Origin of the sequence: Streptomyces albidus (ex Kaewkla and Franco 2022) (assembly GCF_013870515.1) — a bacterium.
GTDB lineage: Bacteria > Actinomycetota > Actinomycetes > Streptomycetales > Streptomycetaceae > Streptomyces > Streptomyces albidus.
Genome location: NZ_JACBXA010000136.1, coordinates 1 through 16,089, shown reverse-complemented (window position 1 = coordinate 16,089; position 16,089 = coordinate 1). Strand labels below are relative to the sequence as shown.

General features: G+C 70.7%; 14 protein-coding genes. 3 read left to right on the top strand and 11 right to left on the bottom strand.

Annotated elements, in window-relative coordinates; genetic code table 11:
• The coding region (locus H5J26_RS19365) for a TerD family protein (RefSeq protein ID WP_181767164.1) at positions 1-685 on the bottom strand (685 nt) is incomplete at its 3' end.
• A gap of 73 nt (positions 686-758) precedes the next feature.
• The gene (locus tag H5J26_RS19360) at positions 759-1,310 is read right to left on the bottom strand and encodes a M48 family metallopeptidase (protein WP_181767163.1); all 552 of its coding nucleotides are present in this window, start codon (positions 1,308-1,310) and stop codon (positions 759-761) included.
• Between the two features lie 185 nt (positions 1,311-1,495).
• On the opposite strand from H5J26_RS19360, the gene H5J26_RS19355 reads away from it, so the two are divergent.
• Both H5J26_RS19355 and H5J26_RS19350 read left to right on the top strand, forming a co-directional pair.
• Entirely contained in the window at positions 1,496-2,605 is a 1,110-nt protein-coding gene (locus H5J26_RS19355; protein WP_181767162.1) for a ThiF family adenylyltransferase, read from the top strand.
• Positions 2,606-2,659: 54 nt separating this feature from the next.
• The gene (locus tag H5J26_RS19350; RefSeq protein WP_181767161.1) at positions 2,660-4,042 is read left to right on the top strand and encodes an ABC1 kinase family protein; all 1,383 of its coding nucleotides are present in this window, start codon (positions 2,660-2,662) and stop codon (positions 4,040-4,042) included.
• A 109-nt stretch (positions 4,043-4,151) separates the two neighbouring features.
• Here the strand turns inward: H5J26_RS19350 and H5J26_RS19345 are convergent, their stop codons facing one another.
• The 5 genes from H5J26_RS19345 to H5J26_RS19325 form a co-directional block, all read right to left on the bottom strand.
• Positions 4,152-4,328 carry a hypothetical protein gene (locus H5J26_RS19345; RefSeq protein ID WP_181767160.1) on the bottom strand — a complete coding sequence of 59 codons (177 nt, stop codon included), beginning with the start codon at positions 4,326-4,328 and terminating at the stop codon, positions 4,152-4,154.
• Between the two features lie 65 nt (positions 4,329-4,393).
• Positions 4,394-4,717, bottom strand: coding sequence for a hypothetical protein (locus H5J26_RS19340; protein WP_181767159.1), 324 nt, complete (start codon positions 4,715-4,717; stop codon positions 4,394-4,396).
• Positions 4,714-5,079, bottom strand: a complete 366-nt coding sequence (locus H5J26_RS19335) for a WhiB family transcriptional regulator (RefSeq protein ID WP_309237980.1) — start codon at positions 5,077-5,079, stop codon at positions 4,714-4,716. The genes H5J26_RS19340 and H5J26_RS19335 overlap by 4 nt, the downstream gene beginning before the upstream one ends.
• 132 nt (positions 5,080-5,211) lie before the next feature.
• Positions 5,212-5,484, bottom strand: coding sequence for a hypothetical protein (locus tag H5J26_RS19330; protein ID WP_181767158.1), 273 nt, complete (start codon positions 5,482-5,484; stop codon positions 5,212-5,214).
• A gap of 149 nt (positions 5,485-5,633) precedes the next feature.
• Positions 5,634-7,973 (bottom strand): ATP-dependent DNA helicase UvrD2, encoded by a 2,340-nt coding sequence (locus H5J26_RS19325; protein ID WP_181767157.1) that lies wholly within the window; start codon positions 7,971-7,973, stop codon positions 5,634-5,636.
• A 151-nt stretch (positions 7,974-8,124) separates the two neighbouring features.
• On the opposite strand from H5J26_RS19325, the gene H5J26_RS19320 reads away from it, so the two are divergent.
• Positions 8,125-8,367 (top strand): mycoredoxin, encoded by a 243-nt coding sequence (locus tag H5J26_RS19320; RefSeq protein ID WP_181767156.1) that lies wholly within the window; start codon positions 8,125-8,127, stop codon positions 8,365-8,367.
• A 150-nt stretch (positions 8,368-8,517) separates the two neighbouring features.
• Here H5J26_RS19320 and nudC read toward each other — a convergent pair whose 3' ends face one another.
• The 4 genes from nudC to H5J26_RS19300 all read right to left on the bottom strand — a co-directional run.
• The gene (nudC, locus tag H5J26_RS19315) at positions 8,518-9,471 is read right to left on the bottom strand and encodes an NAD(+) diphosphatase (RefSeq protein WP_181767155.1); all 954 of its coding nucleotides are present in this window, start codon (positions 9,469-9,471) and stop codon (positions 8,518-8,520) included.
• A gap of 9 nt (positions 9,472-9,480) precedes the next feature.
• Complete coding sequence (locus H5J26_RS19310) at positions 9,481-10,965, bottom strand: dipeptidase (protein ID WP_181767154.1); 1,485 nt, start codon at positions 10,963-10,965, stop codon at positions 9,481-9,483.
• 78 nt (positions 10,966-11,043) lie between these two features.
• Positions 11,044-14,445 (bottom strand): ATP-dependent DNA helicase, encoded by a 3,402-nt coding sequence (locus H5J26_RS19305; protein ID WP_181767153.1) that lies wholly within the window; start codon positions 14,443-14,445, stop codon positions 11,044-11,046.
• A gap of 121 nt (positions 14,446-14,566) precedes the next feature.
• Positions 14,567-16,089, bottom strand: a 1,523-nt coding sequence (locus tag H5J26_RS19300) for a PD-(D/E)XK nuclease family protein (protein WP_181767152.1), incomplete at its 5' end; no start/stop codon positions are given.

Sequence of the window (16,089 nt, the reverse complement as noted above, 5' to 3'; positions counted from 1 at the left end):
CGGTCGCCCGCTTCGAGAAGAAGAGCGGCGTGCAGGTGGAGCTCGTCGGCGTCGCGGTGCCGGCACCGTCCGTGGGCGGTGCGAAGCCCGGCGCCTGTGTGGCACCTCCCGGAGGCGCGAAAGCGGGCGCCGCGGAAGGTTCGGGAGTGGGCTCCTCTTCCAGGACCTCACCGCCGAAGTGGCGCAGAAGGGCGTCCAGGCCACCGTCGAAGCCCTGTCCGACGGCCGCGAAACGCCACTCGTCCTTGAAGTAGAAGTCGCCCAGCATCACGGCTCGTTCGGTGCTGAACTCCGAGCCGGAGAAGGCGTATCGCGCCACCTCTTCGCCGCCCGCGACCAACCGGATGTAGCCGGAGCGGACTTGAGACATCTGGCCGGCGCCGTCGAGGGCCGCCGTGAACGAGAGCCGCTTGATTTGCGACGGAATGCCGTCGAGCGTCACCCGGAATGATTCAGCGTCGCCAGCTTGGGCACCGAGCTGCTGAAGCGACTCCTCGGGCGACTTGGGCTGATTGAAGAAGATGAAGTACCGCTCGTCGGAAAGCCGTTCATCGGCGTCGAGACCGAAGCAGCTGATGTCGAAGGACAGTCCGGGGCCGTCCATCTGCACACCCACGTACAGATCCCGGCCCGCTGTCAGGTCACTGATCTTGGCCTTGTGGCCGCGCTGGAATTCCCTGGCCATACGTAACGACCGTCCCCCCGGTCCGTAGCTGTGTGCAATGCGCAGGGCCAGGCTATCCAATTCCGCGGGAAGTTCACTCGTCGCGTGCGGCAGGAAGATGGGGCAATCGGTCGGCGGCGACGACCCCTTCGAGGAATCCGCGGGCCCGCTCCGTACGCGGGTAGACCTCGAGCAGCTGCCAGAAACGCGGACCGTGGCCCGGCACCAGCAGGTGCGCCAGCTCGTGCAGGAGCACGTAGTCGACGACGTACTCGGGCATGCCGCGCAGACGGTGCGAAAGCCGGATGCTGCCTTCCGCGGGGGTACAGGAACCCCATCGGGTGTTCTGGTTGGTCACCCATCGCACCGAGGCCGGTTGCGCCCTGCCGTTCAGATACTGCTCCGAGAGCTGGGCCGCGCGCTCGGCGAGCTCGGCGTCGCCCAGCATGCGCTTGCTCTCCTGGGCCGCCAGCTTGTCGAGCATGACGCCGACCCACCGCTGCTCCTCGTCCGGGGACATCCGGGCGGGGATCATCACGATGGTGCGATCGCCCTCGCGGTAGGCGGAGACCGTACGTCTGCGGCGGGCGCTGCGACGCACTTCGACCGCCTGCTGGCTGGCACTGTTCAGCGGGTCGGCGGACACGTCTTGAACTTACCTGCTACGAGGAGCGGAAGTCCCACCTCCGGCCTGCTTCGGGGCAATCGCCCCGGTTCCACTCTCTTCATATGACTGTCTCCCGAGCCTGTGGATAACTTTCGGCGTGATCCGGCACGGCAACCGCATGCTGTCTTCGGCAGGAACGAGACCCTTGAAAGGGGCGTCGAGACATGCATCCGATGATCAAGCCCGCGCTGCGCCGTGCCTGGCGTGACCGGCAGACGGTGCAGTACGGAGTGGCGCCGGCCCATGCGGTGCTGCTGGGCCCGGTGGACAACACCACTGCTGGATTCATGGAGCTGATGGACGGCACCCGAAGCCTCGTGCAGCTGAGAGACGAGGCGGCACGGCTCGGGTTGCCGCCCGGGACGGCGGACCGCCTTGTGGACCGTCTGGCTTCGGCGGGAGTGCTGGACGACTCCACGGCGGACAGGCAGGCGGCGGCGAGCGTGAGCGACCGGCTGCGACCTGATCTGGGGTCCCTGTCCGTGGTGCACCGGGAGCCGGGCGGTGGCCTGCGAAGGCTGGCGGCCCGGCGGGACATGTGCGTGCAGGTGCGGGGCGCCGGACGAGTCGGGTCGCTCGTCGCCTCCACCCTGTCGGCTGCGGGGGTGGGCGAGGTGCAGGTCGCGGACGGAGGTCACGTCGAACCGTGGGACACCATTCCCGGCGGCATTCCCGCCGACGACTGCGGAGAGCGGCGTGACGCCGCGGCACGCAGAGCGGTGGGCCGGGCGCGGTCCTGGCGGTCGTCCTCCCGCTCCGGTTCGCGCGGACCTGTCCGACTTGTGGTGTTCGCCCCACGGGACGGCCTCGATGCGTACGCACCCGATCCCGCAGCGTCCGAGGGCTTCGTCCAGGCCGGGACTCCGCACTTGTACGGCGGGGTGGTCGAGAGCACAGGTGTGGTGGGCCCGTTGGTGCTGCCCGGAGTCTCGCCGTGCGCGGGCTGCCTATTGCGCGGACGGGCGGAGCGAGAGCCGAGCTGGCCGCTGGTGGTGGGCCAGTGGCGCACGTCGGGAAGGCGCCGGTCCGGAATCCCCGCCTGCGACTCCGCGCTGGCGACGATGGTCGCGGGGGCCATCGCCTCCTGTGCGCTCAGCTTTCTCGACGGGGACGGCGCCTGCGCCGCGGGCTACCGCATGCGGTTTGCGCTGCCGTATCTGATGGGCGACACCGAACAGTTCTCGCCACATCCGGAGTGTCCATGTGGTGCCGCTTCGGTGACAGCGGACCGCCCGGTCTCGGCGGGAGTCTCCGAAGAGGTCACAATGGCCTGATGGCCGCCGTCCTCGGTGCTGTCCGGTTGAGCCGTCTGGAAGTTGGAGGGGCCCATGTCTGATCTCCCCCGCAAGGCAGTCACGCGTACCGCCAAGCTGGCCGCACTGCCACTGGGGTTCGCCGGCCGTTCCGCCTGGGGGCTGGGCAAGCGGATCGGCGGGCTCTCCGCCGAACTCGTCGGGCACGACCTGCAACAGCGCACCGCTGAGCAGCTCTTCAGAGTGCTGGGCGAGCTGAAGGGGGGCGCCATGAAGTTCGGACAGGCGCTCTCCGTATTCGAGTCCGCGCTGCCGGAGGAGATCGCCGGGCCGTATCGGGCGACGCTGACCAAGCTGCAGGAAGCAGCGCCGCCGATGCCGACCCGTACGGTGCACGAAGTGCTCGCGGAGCGGATGGGCGAGGACTGGCGCGATCTCTTCCAGGAGTTCGACGACAAGCCCTCCGCGGCCGCATCCATAGGTCAGGTGCACCACGGCGTATGGCACGACGGGCGCGAGGTCGCCGTCAAGGTGCAGTATCCGGGCGCCGGAGAGGCGTTGATCTCCGACCTCACCCAGCTGGGAAGGTTCGCGCGCCTCCTGGGCCCGCTCATCCCCGGCATGGACATCAAGCCGTTGATCTCCGAGCTGCGCGACCGTGTCACCGAGGAGCTGGACTACGGCCTGGAGGCGGAGGCTCAGAGGACGTACGCGGAGGAGTTCGCGCACGACACCGACGTCGTGATCCCCGACGTGGTGCACCAGTGCGAGCAGGTGCTGGTGACCGAGTGGATGGGCGGCCGTCCGCTGGCCCAGGTCATATCGAAGGGCACCGAGGAGGAACGGGACCGGGCCGGACAGCTGCTGGCGCGCTTCCTCTTCTCCGGCACAGCCCGCACCGGTCTGCTGCATGCCGACCCCCACCCGGGCAACTTCCGTCTGCTTCCGGCGGACGAGCCCGAAGCAGGTGCTGAGCAGTGGCGGCTGGGAGTCATGGACTTCGGCACCGTGGACCGTTTGCCGGACGGCCTGCCGCCCATGATCGGCACAGCGCTGCGCATGATCATCGACGGTGAGGCGGAGGCGGTATACGAACTGCTCTGCGCCGAGGGCTTCGTGAAGGACTCCATCGAGTTGGAGCCCGCCGAGGTACTGGACTACCTGGTGCCCATCATCGAGCCGGCCCGTGCGGCGAAGTTCCACTTCGCCCGGGACTGGATGCGGGAGCAGGCGGCTCGTATCGCGGATCCGCGTTCGCCGGCGCACCAGTTGGGCAAGCAGCTCAACCTGCCCCCGTCGTACCTGCTGATACATCGCGTGACGCTGAGCACCATCGGCGTGCTGTGCCAGCTCGGGGCGACGGTGCGGATGCGTGAGGAGATGGAGGCATGGGTGCCGGGCTTCGCCCAGGACGACGGCGAAGGTGACTCGCTGGAGGTCACGGAGGCCCCCGCCTGACCGGCTTGTCTGCCTGGTGCGTGAGCGCCGGCCGGGGCTGGAGCGGCTGATTGGTCGGCCGAAACTGTGCCACTGCTCCGGCACGGCCGGGCCTGTGGTGGGCGAACCGTCACCACCACGGCGAATCGAGACGGCCCTCGATGGCCCGGATGTTGGTACGGGCGCAGGTCTCGCAGAAGTACCGGGCCTGACCGCGTTCCCGCGAGCAGATCCAGGTGACGGGGGTGCCCTCGGCGACCGTCCCGCAGCCGGCGCACACCGTCTCTGCCGCGTTCTCCTCGTCCATGCGTCCGAACATAACCCCGGGAACGGCGGAGAGCCGGGGCGCAAGGCCCCGGCTCTCCGGTCGGTTCACTGCATGACCGCCATGGCCAGCGCTCGCCGGGCACGCAGGGAGGCGCGCTCCGCGCGACGCTGAAGGCGCCGGGCGGACGTGACGCGCAGCGCCCTGCGTTCCGACTCGGCCTCCTGCAAGCGGTCGTGCATATGGGCTCGGGCCAGGGATTCTGGCATGAGTTGCATTTCTCGGTTCCTGTTCTGACGCGAGGCGTTCGCCTCGACGCTGGACTGGTTCGTGGTCTCGGAAGTAGGTGTCATCGTCGGATCCTGCTTCGGAAGGTGACGCAGCTGCGGATTGCGCGTCTTCGGGCGGTCGATGGTGCCTGCCGTGGTCATGCCGCTACCGGGTTCTTGCGGGGACGGCCACGGGGCCGCTTCCGGGGCACGACGACTCCCTGCACGAACAGCTCGCCGCCCCAGACACCCCAGGGCTCACGGCGGTCCTTGGCACCCGCGAGGCAGGCCTCGCGCAGCGGGCAGGTCTGGCACAGGGTCTTCGCGTACTCCACGTCGGCCGGGGCCTCGGCGAAGAAGACCTCGGGGTCGTAGGAACGGCAGGGCACAGCGACGCCGAGGCTTTCGATGGCGTCGTCGAGCTCGGTGAGCGTGATCAGCGGGGCAGTCACGGGGTCCTCCGTGGTGGCATCAGGCGGCATCAGGTCTGTCGTGGGTGACGGAGTGTGCGTCTCGAGGTGCACTGCCGGTTCTTCCTCGTCTGTCGATGTCTGGTCTCTGTTCGGCCCGGCTGGTGGCCGAGCGGGCAAACAGAAGGGCCGCGGATCCCGGTGTGGGTTCCGCGGCCCTGGAAGGTGCCGACCTGATCTTGCCGATCAGGCGGGATCTCTCCAGGGTTCGAGCCCACGGAAGGCCCACATCGGGTTGTGCTTCGTCTTCGCGCTCGTGGCGCCGGCACCATCGGCTGCGGATGCAAAGGCATAGGTCGCTTCCTGTGCCACTGCTGCTACCTCAAGTGCCATCGCCGGTCGCTGGCTGCCGTTCAGAACGACGCGGGACAGGCCGGTGCCGTTGACTCCGGAGCCGAGCAGGCAAGAGGCGACGACCGAGCGGTCGGTCATCTTGTGAGTGGTAATGAAGTCGATCACTTGGCTCGCCTCCTCTCGGCGAATCGGGGGATCAGCCGGGGCCGATCCTCAAACGTGCAGGAGTCAGTACAGCATGGATGAGGTGGAGCGGAAAGCCCCCGCCCTGTCCATGTCCGGAAGGCTATGGTGCTCCGGACAGCGCGCGCAAACTATTTTTCCGCCGTCTCCGAAAAAGCTTCTTCGGGTTCCTCCGCGGGGTCGGCCGGCGGTCCCTCCTGGGACTCTCCGTCAAGCTCTGCGCCGGGCCCCGCATCGGACTGGGCGCCGGTCTGGGTATCGGACTGAGCGTCCCCCAACTCCTCGCCCCCGCAAAGCGCGAGGACGTCCGCACCGAACCGTTCCAGCTTGCGTCCGCCCACACCGGAGATGCGTGAGAGCGCCGCCTCGTCGTCGGGAACGATTTCGGCGATCGCCATCAGGGTCTTGTCCGTGAAGACGCAGTAGGCGGGCTGCCCCAGCGCCTTCGCCTGTTCGGAACGCCACTCCCGCAGCCGCTCGAAGAGCTGCTCGTCGAGGTCCGACGGGCAGCCCTCGCATCGCATCAGCTTCATCTCACCCGGATCGGTCAGCGAGCGCCCGCACACTCGGCAGAGCACCGGCCCGCGGCGCTTGCGCGCGCGGCTGCCGCCGCTGCCGCGTTCGATGCCGCCTCGGCCGCCCGCCGTACGAGCGCCCGTGCCCGTCGATCCGGGCCGCAGCCCGTTCAGGAACCGGCTGGGCCGCCGACCGCCCCGGCCGCCGGGCGAGCGGGAGAGCGCCCACGAGAGGGTGAGGTGGAGGCGGGCCCGGGTGACGCCGACGTAGAGCAGCCGCCGCTCCTCCTCGACCTGAACGTCCGTCTTGGCATGGGTGATCGGCATCATGCCCTCGGTGAGCCCGGTCAGGAACACCGCGTCCCATTCGAGCCCCTTGGCGGAGTGGAGGGAGGCGAGGGTGACGCCTTCGACCGTGGGGGCGTGCTGTGCGTTGGCTCGTTCGTCCAGCTCCGCCACGAAGTCGCTGAGGGTCACGGCCTCTTCGCCCCCCGACGAACGGCTCGCGGACAGCGCCTCGGCGAGACGGACGAGAGCCATCAGCGACTCCCAGCGGTCGCGCACGGCGCCCGACCCCGCGGGAGGGTCCGGAGTCCAGCCGGTCCCGCTCAGGACGGCGCGGACCTGGGAGGGGAGGTCGACGGCATCGTCGAGCAGGGTGTCGTTGCCTCCGAAGCGGGCCGCGCTGCGCAGGGCGACGCCCGCCTCGCGGATCTCAGGCCGTTCGAAGAAGCGCTCCGCGCCTCGGAGTTGGTAGGGGACACCGGCGTCGACGAGAGCCTGTTCGTAGACCTCGGACTGGGCGTTGATGCGGTAGAGGACGGCGATCTGGCTGGCGGGGACGCCGGAATCGATCAGTTCACGGATGCGCTTGGCCGTGCCCTCGGCCTCGCTGGGCTCGTCTGCGTACTCCGTGTAGACCGGCTCGGGGCCGGCTTCCCGCTGGGAGACCAGCTCCAGCCGGTGTTCGGCGGCGCGGCCGGACGCCTGGGAGAGCAGGCCGTTCGCGAGGTGGACGACCTGGGGCGTGGACCGGTAGTCCCGCACGAGCTTGACCACGGTCGCGTTCGGGTGGCGGGAGCGGAAGTTGAGCAGGTGATCGGGGGTGGCACCCGTGAAGGAGTAGATCGTCTGGCTGGCGTCGCCCACGACGCACAGGCTGTCCCGGTCCCCCACCCACAGCTCCAGGAGCCTCTGCTGCAGCGGGCTGACGTCCTGGTACTCGTCGACCACGAAATGCTGGTACTGACCGCGGACCGTGTCGGCGATGTCGGCGCGGTCCTGCAGGACGCCGACCGTCAGCAGCAGCACGTCCTCGAAGTCGATGACGGAGCGCTCACGTTTGAGCTGCTCGTACAGACCGAAGACACGGGCGGTCTCCGCCGGATCGCGCGGCGCCTCCCGGCTCGACTTGGCGACCACGGCCGGATAGTCCTCCGGCACGGTCTGCGTGACCTTCGACCACTCGATCTCGCTTGTGAGGTCCCGCAGTTCGTTCCGGTCGAGACGGAGACGGCAGCGGGCCGCGGCCTCGGCCACGAGCTGCACCTTGCGCTCCAGCAGCCTCGGCAGCTCGCCGCCGACGGCCCTGGGCCAGAAGAACTGAAGCTGCCTCAGCGCAGCCGAGTGGAACGTACGGGCCTGGACCCCGGTCGCCCCCAGCTGCCGCAGCCGGCCGCGCATCTCCCCCGCCGCACGGCTGGTGAAGGTGACCGCCAGCACGCCGGCGGGCGGCAGGATGCCCGCACGCACGCCGTACGCGATGCGGTGGGTGATCGCACGGGTCTTGCCCGTGCCCGCGCCTGCGAGCACGCACACCGGGCCGTGCAGGGCCGTCGCCACTTCACGCTGCTCGGGATCGAGCCCCTCCAGCACCGCGTCGGCGTCGCGCGGCGGGACCGCGAACGCGCCCTGGTCGGGGTCGGAGAACAGAGGGGAGTCCGTTGCTGGTGTCACCCCGCCATGCTGCCAGGTCCCACGAGGCGGCTGTGACCCTCGTCCACAGGCGAACCCGGATTGTCATACGAGGTGTCCCGCACCCGGGAATGGTCTGCTTCGCTCGGACGTTCCCTCAGACACCAACGGACACGAAGGAGCGCGAGAAGCCATGGCGGGAAACGTGACGATGTACAGCACCACGTGGTGCGGCTACTGCCGTCGGCTGAAGGGCCAGATGGACCGTGAGGGCATCGCCTACACGGAGATCAACATCGAGCACGACCCGGCGTCCGCCGACTTCGTGGAGAAGGCCAACGGCGGCAACCAGACGGTGCCGACCGTTCTCTTCCCGGACGGCTCCACGCTGACGAACCCTTCGCTGGCCCAGGTCAAGGAGAAGGTCGGAGCCTGAGGCCTCTTACGGTGCCGGAGTACGGGGGCGCCGGAGTAGACCGCATAACCGGAGCCTGACGCACGTGAGCCGGGGTCCCGCAGTCGCGGGGGCCCGGCTCACGTGCGTACGAACTTCCGCGTCAGAGCCTCCGGTCCGGACCGGGCTGCGTCAGGGCTTCCGGTCCGTACCGGGCAACGGTTCGCCGTACCACAGCTCCACCAGGCGGGCCGCGATCGAGATGCCCGACGGCGGCAGCACCTCCCCGGACTTGATCGCGGCCCGGATGTCCTCACGGGAGAACCAGCGCGCCTCTTCGATCTCGTCGCCGTCGACCTGGATCTCCGGTGACGTGGCCCGTGCCATGAAGCCGAGCATCAGGCTGGCGGGGAACGGCCACGGCTGGCTGGCCACGTAGTCGACCTCGCCCACCGCGACGCCCGCCTCCTCCGCGACCTCACGGATGACGGCGGCTTCGAGCGACTCACCGGGCTCGACGAATCCCGCGAGCGTCGAGAAGCGTCCCTCCGGCCAGTGCACCTGCCGTCCCAGGAGGGCGCGGTCCTTCTCGTCCGTGACGAGCATGATCACGGCCGGATCGGTGCGCGGATAGTGCTCCGCACCACAGGCGGGACAACGGCGCAGGTGCCCGGCTGCCGCGATGACGGTGCGTTCACCGCAGCGCGAGCAGAACCGGTGCGTGCGCTGCCAGTTCTCCAGGCCGATGGCGTGAGTCATCAGTTCGGCGTCGCGGGCGGAGAGCAGCACGCCTGCCTCGCGCAGTCCGGCGGGGCGGGCGATGTCGTCCATGCGTCCCGGCAGTTCGTCCTTCTGCAGTGCGAAGTAGCGGACGCCCTCCTGGTCGACGCCGAGGAAGTAGCGGTGGGCCTCGGTGTAGGGCGCGTCGAAGGACGGCATCATCACCAGCTCCGTGGCGCCGGCGCTGTTGTCCTCGATCAGCGCCTGCCCGCCGGAGACCACGAAGGCCCGCGTCGTCGGGTGACTCCACGCCGCCGCCAGCCAGGCCTCGTCCATCCTGAGGTGCGCGGCGCGGTCGATGCCGCCGGTGGAGGTCAGCGTGATGGGACGGTCGGCGTCGGCCGTGCGGTCGGTCCAGGTGGTCACTTCGGCTTCCTACTCCTCCTGCGAAAGCGGCGCCGGTGTGGCGGGTGCCGGCTTGCTGTGCGTACGTGGGCCGGGAAGAGCGCTCTCCTGCGGCCTCCAGTGCTCCGCGAGATCGCCCCACAGGTACGCGGCGGTCTCGACCCCCTTCATCAGCAGGTCCAGTTCGACCTTCTCGTTCGGCGCGTGCCATCCGTCCGAGGGGATGGAGATGCCCAGGAAGAGCACCGGCACGCCGAGCACGTCCTGGAGGTCGGCCGCCGGGCCGGACCCGCCCTCGCGTGTGAAGCGGACGCGCTGCCCGAACGCACGCTCCATGGACCGTACGACCGACTGCAGCGCGGGATGGCCGAGCGGGGTGAGGCAGGGTCGGGTGGCGCCCCAGAAGGTGATCTCGTGCCGGATGCCGTCCGGCAGGCTCGCCGCGACCCACTCCCGCAGCGACTGCTGGACCTTCTCCGCGTCCTGCCCGGCGACGAGCCGGAAGGAAAGCTTCAACTGCGCGCTCGACGGGATGATCGTCTTGCCGCCGGGGCCCTGATAGCCGCCTCCGATGCCGTTCAACTCGGCTGTCGGACGGGCCCAGACCCGCTCCAGCGTGGTGTAGCCCGCCTCGCCGAGTGCGGCGTGCGAATGCGCCGTCCGCAGCCAGGCGCTCTCGTCGAAGGGCAGTTCGGCGAAGAGCAGCCGCTCCTCGTCGGTCAGATCCACGACGCCGTCGTAGAAGCCGGGGAGGGTGACGCGGTGGTCCTCGTCGTGCAGACGGGCGGCCAGCCGGGCGGCCTCGGTGGCGGGGTTGGGGACGGCGCCGCCGAACGAGCCGGAATGAATGTCCTGATCCGGACCCCACAGGTCGATCTGGCAGTCCGTCAGTCCGCGCATCCCCGTGCACACCGTGGGCGTCTGCCCGGACCACATGCCGGTGTCGGAGACGACCGCGGCGTCGCAGGCGAGCCGGTCGGCGTTCGCCTGCACCAGGGCGGGGAAGTGCGGGGAGCCGGACTCCTCCTCGCCCTCGATCAGCAGCTTGAGGTTGACGGCGGGGGCCGTACGGCCCGAGGCGGCGAGGTGCGCCTGCACTCCGAGGGTGTGGAGGAGGACCTGGCCCTTGTCGTCGGCGGCGCCGCGTGCGTACAGGCGGCCTTCCCGCTCCTCCGGGACGAACGGCTCCGAGAGCCAGCCGTCCTCCAGGGCCGCGGGCTGCACGTCGTGGTGACCGTAGACGAGCACGGTGGGCGCATCCGGGTCCCCGGAGGGCCACTCGGCGAACACGGCGGGCGCGCCCTCCGTCTCCCAGACCTCGGCGACGGGGAAGCCGGTCGCGGTGAGCTTCCCGGCCAGCCATGAGGCGCTGCGCCGCACGTCGCCGGCGTGCGCCGGGTCCGCGGACACCGAAGGGATGCACAGCCATTCCACGAGGTCGTCGAGGAAGGCGGCACTCCGGTCGTGGATGCTCGCCCGGACGGCGTCGTCCGGAGCTGCCGGGATGCTGCTCATGACCGGAAGCCTATCCATCATTCGGGGGACCATCCTCATCCGCGGGTGCTCCCCTGGCGGGATCTCGGCCGCGCCCGCTCAGGGCTCCGGTGTCCGGGAGGTCCGAGCGGCGCGGTCGTCGTCCTCGACGCTGCTGCCGTCGGCCTTCCCGCTCCCGCCGAGCAACAGCCGTTCGAGGCCTGTGCGGTCCAGGAGCCCCTCCGGGCGCACCAGCTCGCCGCCCCGTACGTAGAGGAACGCCGCGTCCACAGCGGCGAGCGGCACGCCCTGCTTCTCGGCCCAGGCGAGGCGGTAGACGGAGAGCTGGAGCGAATCGGCGGTGTGCCTGCGGCTGGTCTTCCAGTCGACGATCTCGTACGTCGGGGTGCCGTCCGGAGCGGTGTCGCGGTAGACCGCGTCGATCCGTCCGCGGATGATCCTTCCGGCCAGTGCCAGCTGGAAGGGCTCCTCGACGCGGTACGGGGTGCGCTGCGCGTACGGCGAACGCTGGAAGGCCTCCTTCAGGGCGGCCAGATCCCTCTCGTCGGCGATCTCGGCGGGCTCCGAGCCGTCGCCGCCCGTGCCCGGCAGCTCGTCGGGACCGAGCATCGGAAGCGTCAATTCCTCGAACCTGGACTCCACCCACGCGTGGAAGCGGGCACCTCGGCGGGCGGCGGAGGGTTCCGGTGGACGGGGCATCGGGCGGGCCAGCTCGCGGGCGAAGCCGTCCGGATCCGCGGTCATCCGCATCATCTGGGACGCGGAGAGGGAGGCGGGCAGCGGGACGTCCCGCACGGTCGCCCGTGAGCGCCGCAGCTCCCCTTCGAGCGCCTCCAGATCCCGGTCCCACGAGGCGCTCAGCCGCTTCTCCTCGGGGCTGAGCCCGTCCTCGGCTGAGGCCGCGCGCGCCACACCGTTCCCGTACTCCTCAGCGACCTCCTCCTCCGGCCGCAGGGAGTGCGCCTCGTGCTCCGGTTCTTCGGACTCCCCCTCCAGCCGCCTGATCACGGCAGCGGCGGCCGCACGCCGGCGTGCCAGCGCGTCGGCGTCCAGGGGCATCGGCCAGGCCCGCTCCTCGGCGGCCGCCGCGAGCGACGGGTTCTCCTCGCCTTCCTCCGGTGCGTCCGCCCAGTGCTCGACCTCGCCGTGCGCCGGATCAGCCTCGCAGTGCGAGCGCAGTGCTTCGAGGAAGGGTGAGGGGCCGCGGGGCTTCTTCTGGCTCGGACCCCACCAGTGGCCGGACCCGAGGAGCAGTGAACGGGGCCTGGTGAACGTGACGTAGCCGAGGCGGAGTTCCTCGGTGGCCTGGTGGTCACGCATCGCCGTGTCGTAGTCCTTGACGCCTTTCGCGCTCCACTCCGCGACCTCCGGCAGCGTGGCCGCGTCACCTCGCAGCGCGTGCGGAAGGACCCGTGGCCGGGTGAGCCAGGACTCGCGGGGCTGCCGGCTGGGGAACTGCTTCGCCACCAGCCCGGGCACGGCGACGACGTCCCATTCGAGGCCCTTGGCCTTGTGCGCCGTGAGCACCTTCAGCGTGTTCTCGCCGCCGGGAAGTGAGTTGTCCAGCCCCTTCTCGTACTGCACGGCGGTGCGCAGGAACCCGAGGAACGCCAGCAGCGTCGCCTCTCCGTCGGCGGCGGCGAAGCCAGCCGCCACGTCGAGGAAGTTGCTCAGCGTCTCGCGGCGGCGGGCCGCCAACGCCTGCGGCGACGCGGAGAGTTCGACCTCCAGCCCCGTCACCGTCAGCACCCTGTGCAGCACGTCCATCAGCGGGTCGGCCAGGGAGCGGCGCAGATCGCGTATTTCGGCGGCGAGCCTGGCGAAGCGCACGCGCGCGGCCGCGGAGAAGGGCAGCGCGTCATCCGGTCCGTCGGATTCCAGGAAGGTCTCCAGCGCGTCGGCGAGGGAGACGACCTCCGCCGGGTCGACGCCCTCGACCGCCGCTGCCAGGCGCCTGTCGGGGTCGTCCTCGTGATCGTCCCGGTGATGTACGAGCAGCCGCGCGCGGCGTCCGAGCAGCGCGAGGTCACGGGGGCCGATCCGCCAGCGAGGACCCGTCAGAAGCCGCACGAGGGAGGCGTTGGCCGTCGGGTCCTGGAGGACCTCGCACACGGCTACGAGGTCGGCGACCTCAGGCAGGTGCAGCAGCCCGGAGAGGCCGACGACCTCCACCGGGATCTCGCGTTCGACCAGCGCGCCCTGGATTTCGGCGAAGTCGCCCGCGCCGCGGCACAGTACGGCGATCTCGCCGGGCGGAGTGCCCGTACGGACGAGGTGGGCGAGGGAGTCGGCCAGCCAGTCCAACTCCTGTGCGTGCGTGGGCAGCAGAGCGCAGCGGACCCTCCCGTCGCGCTCGGCGCCCGGCGCCGCCCGAAGGGCTTCGACCCCCTCGTGGCGCTCACGCAGCGGCTCGGCGAGGGAGTTGGCGAGGCTGAGGAGGCGGCCGCCGCTGCGGCGGTTCTCGCTGAGCGAGAAGCGGTCGGCGGGGCTGCCGTCGGCGTACGGAAAATGCCGGGGGAAGTCGTCCAGGTTGGCCACCGAGGCGCCCCGCCACCCGTAGATGGCCTGGCAGGGATCGCCGACGGCCGTGACCGCGTGGCCGGCTCCCTCCCCCGCCGTCCGCCCCGAACCGGCGCCGAACAGCCCGGCCAGCAGCACCCGTTGGGCCACGGACGTGTCCTGGTACTCGTCGAGGAGGACGACCGAGAACTGCGCTCGCAGGATCCGGCCGACCTCCGGGACGTCGCGCGCGAGAGCGGCGGCAAGGGCGATCTGGTCGCCGAAGTCGAGGAGGTCGCGTTCGCGTTTGCGCGTGCGGTACTTCTCGACCAGGCCGAGCAGTTCGGCGCGGCCGAGAGCGGCCTGCGGCACCTTGCGCAGCGCGGCGTTGCCGAGGCGTGTGCTCTGCAGAACCTCCAGCAGCTCCGCGTCGTACGAGCGGAGCGCGTCCGGACGGACGAGGTGTTCGGAGAGCTCGGCGTCCAGAGCGAGCAGGTCCTCCACGAGCGCGGCGACCGTCTTGGTGAGGGCTTCGAAGGGGCCCGGGTCCGCCCGCAGCACGCTCGCGGCCAGCTGGAACCGGGTCGCGTCCGCGAGCAGCCGGGCGCCGGGTTCGATGCCCAGGCGCAGCCCGTGCTCGCTCAGGAGCCGCCCGGCGAAGGCGTGATAGGTGGAGATCTGCGGTTCGCCCTGGGCGTGTTCGGGGTCGGCCGGGTCCGGGTCGGTGACCCCTGCCCGTACGAGCGCCCGGCGGACCCGCTCGGTCAGCTCGCCCGCGGCCTTGTTGGTGAAGGTCAGCCCCAGCACCTGCTCGGGCTGGACCTGGCCGGTGCCCACGAGCCAGACCACCCGCGCCGCCATGACGGTCGTCTTGCCCGAGCCCGCGCCCGCCACGATCACCTGGGGAGCGGGAGGCGCCGTGATGCAGGCGAGCTGCTCCGGGGTGAACGGAATACCGAGGAGCTCCTTGAGCTGATCGGTATCGGTGAGATGTGCGGGCACGCAAGAGACGCTAACGGCCGGCACCGACAACCGCCTCAGGGAGGTGGTCCGCGCGGGCGCGGAAAAGCGGACTCCGCATCAACTGTGCGCAGCCACCCGGGAGTCGCCACCCGGCCGGCGGTCACTCGACGACGTGCCGTCCTTCGGGACGTGCGGAGCAGGCGTTGCGGAAGGTGCAGTGGGTGCAGTGCTGGCCGGGTGAGGGGGTGAAGCGTTCGTCGAGGACCCTGCTCGCGGCCGTCGCCAGCATGTCGCCGACCCACTCCCCCTCGGAGCTCTCCCCGGCAGCCGTGTCTCCCGGGCCGGCTCCGTCAGGAGGTGCCGGCGCCGCTTCTGCCAGGGCGTCCTGACGCTGCACCACGGGAAGCGCATCGCCTCCGTCTCGTTGTGGTGCGCCCAGGCGCAGATGCACCAGCTCCGCGCCGCCCGGCGCGGGGCGGCGTCCGTCGAAGAGGTGGTCGGCCGCGCCCTCCCGTACGGCCAACTGGTAGACGGCGAGCTGCGGATGACGGGTGACCTCGGAGGCACTGGGCTTGGCGCGGCCCGTCTTGAAGTCGACGACGTACGCCCGCCCGCGTGCGTCGTTCTCCACCCGGTCGACGCTGCCGCGGATGCGCACCTCGAACTCGCCGGCCTCCAATGTGACGTCGAAGCCGAGTTCGCTGCCCGCCACTTCGCGCCCTCCGGGCTCCTCTCCCCGCTGCATGACGTGCCAGCGCAGGAACCGCTCGAGCGCTGCCCGCGCGCTCGCCTTCTCCTGACGGGACTTCCAGGGCGCCTCGAAGGCGAGCCCGTCCCAGACGGTCTCCAGGCGTTCCATCAGCACGTCCAGGTCGGCCGGCGTGCCGCCTGAGGCGACTTCGTCGGCCAGCACGTGCAGCACGTTCCCGAACCCCTGGGCAGCGGTCGCGGGGTTGTCGGCCTTCACCTCGCGGGCCAGGAACCACTGCAGGGCACAGGTGTTGGCCAGCTGGTCCAGCGCGCTGCCCGAGAGCGTGACGGGCTGTTCCCGGTCGCGGAGCGGTACTTCCGAGAGGGTCGGCTCGTTCAGGCCCCACCAGCGATGCGGATGAGCTGCCGGTACGAGGGGGTGGCCGTCCTCGTCGCGCATGGAGGCCAGCCTCGCCAGCCGCTGGGCTGCCGCCTCCCTCAGCGCCTGCGAGGAAGCCGGGTCGACGGTCGTGGCGCGCAACTCGGCCACGAGGGCGGAGACCGAGAGCGGGCGGCGCGGACGGGCCGTCACGGCCTTCGGCTCGACCCCCAACTCGCCCAGGAAACGCGACGGCTGGTCTCCGTCGTCGGCCGGCGCGCGAACCGCTGTGACGACCAGGCGCTCCTTGGCCCGGGTCGCTGCCACGTAGAACAGCCTGCGCTCCTCGGTCAGCAGCGCACCCGGCGGCAGCGGCTCGGCGAGCCCGTCGCCGCCGATACGGTCTGCCTCCAGCAGCGAGCCACGGCGCCGCAGATCGGGCCAGAGCCCTTCCTGCACACCCGCGACGACGACGAGCCGCCACTCCAGGCCCTTCGAACGGTGTGCCGTCATGAGCCGTACGGCGTCGGGCCGTACGGCACGCCCCGCGAGGGTGTCCGCGACGATGTCCTGGGCGTCGACCTCTTCGAGGAAGTTGAGTGCGCCGCGCCCGC

Excerpts from the sequence above, each read along its gene's own strand:
- H5J26_RS19355 (WP_181767162.1), top strand. The coding sequence starts at position 1,496 with ATGCATCCGATGATCAAGCCCGCGCTGCGCCGTGCCTGGCGTGACCGG.
- H5J26_RS19350 (WP_181767161.1), top strand. The coding sequence starts at position 2,660 with ATGTCTGATCTCCCCCGCAAGGCAGTCACGCGTACCGCCAAGCTGGCC.
- H5J26_RS19345 (WP_181767160.1), bottom strand. The coding sequence starts at position 4,328 with ATGGACGAGGAGAACGCGGCAGAGACGGTGTGCGCCGGCTGCGGGACG.
- H5J26_RS19340 (WP_181767159.1), bottom strand. The coding sequence starts at position 4,717 with ATGACCACGGCAGGCACCATCGACCGCCCGAAGACGCGCAATCCGCAG.
- H5J26_RS19320 (WP_181767156.1), top strand. The coding sequence starts at position 8,125 with ATGGCGGGAAACGTGACGATGTACAGCACCACGTGGTGCGGCTACTGC.
- H5J26_RS19310 (WP_181767154.1), bottom strand. The coding sequence starts at position 10,965 with ATGAGCAGCATCCCGGCAGCTCCGGACGACGCCGTCCGGGCGAGCATC.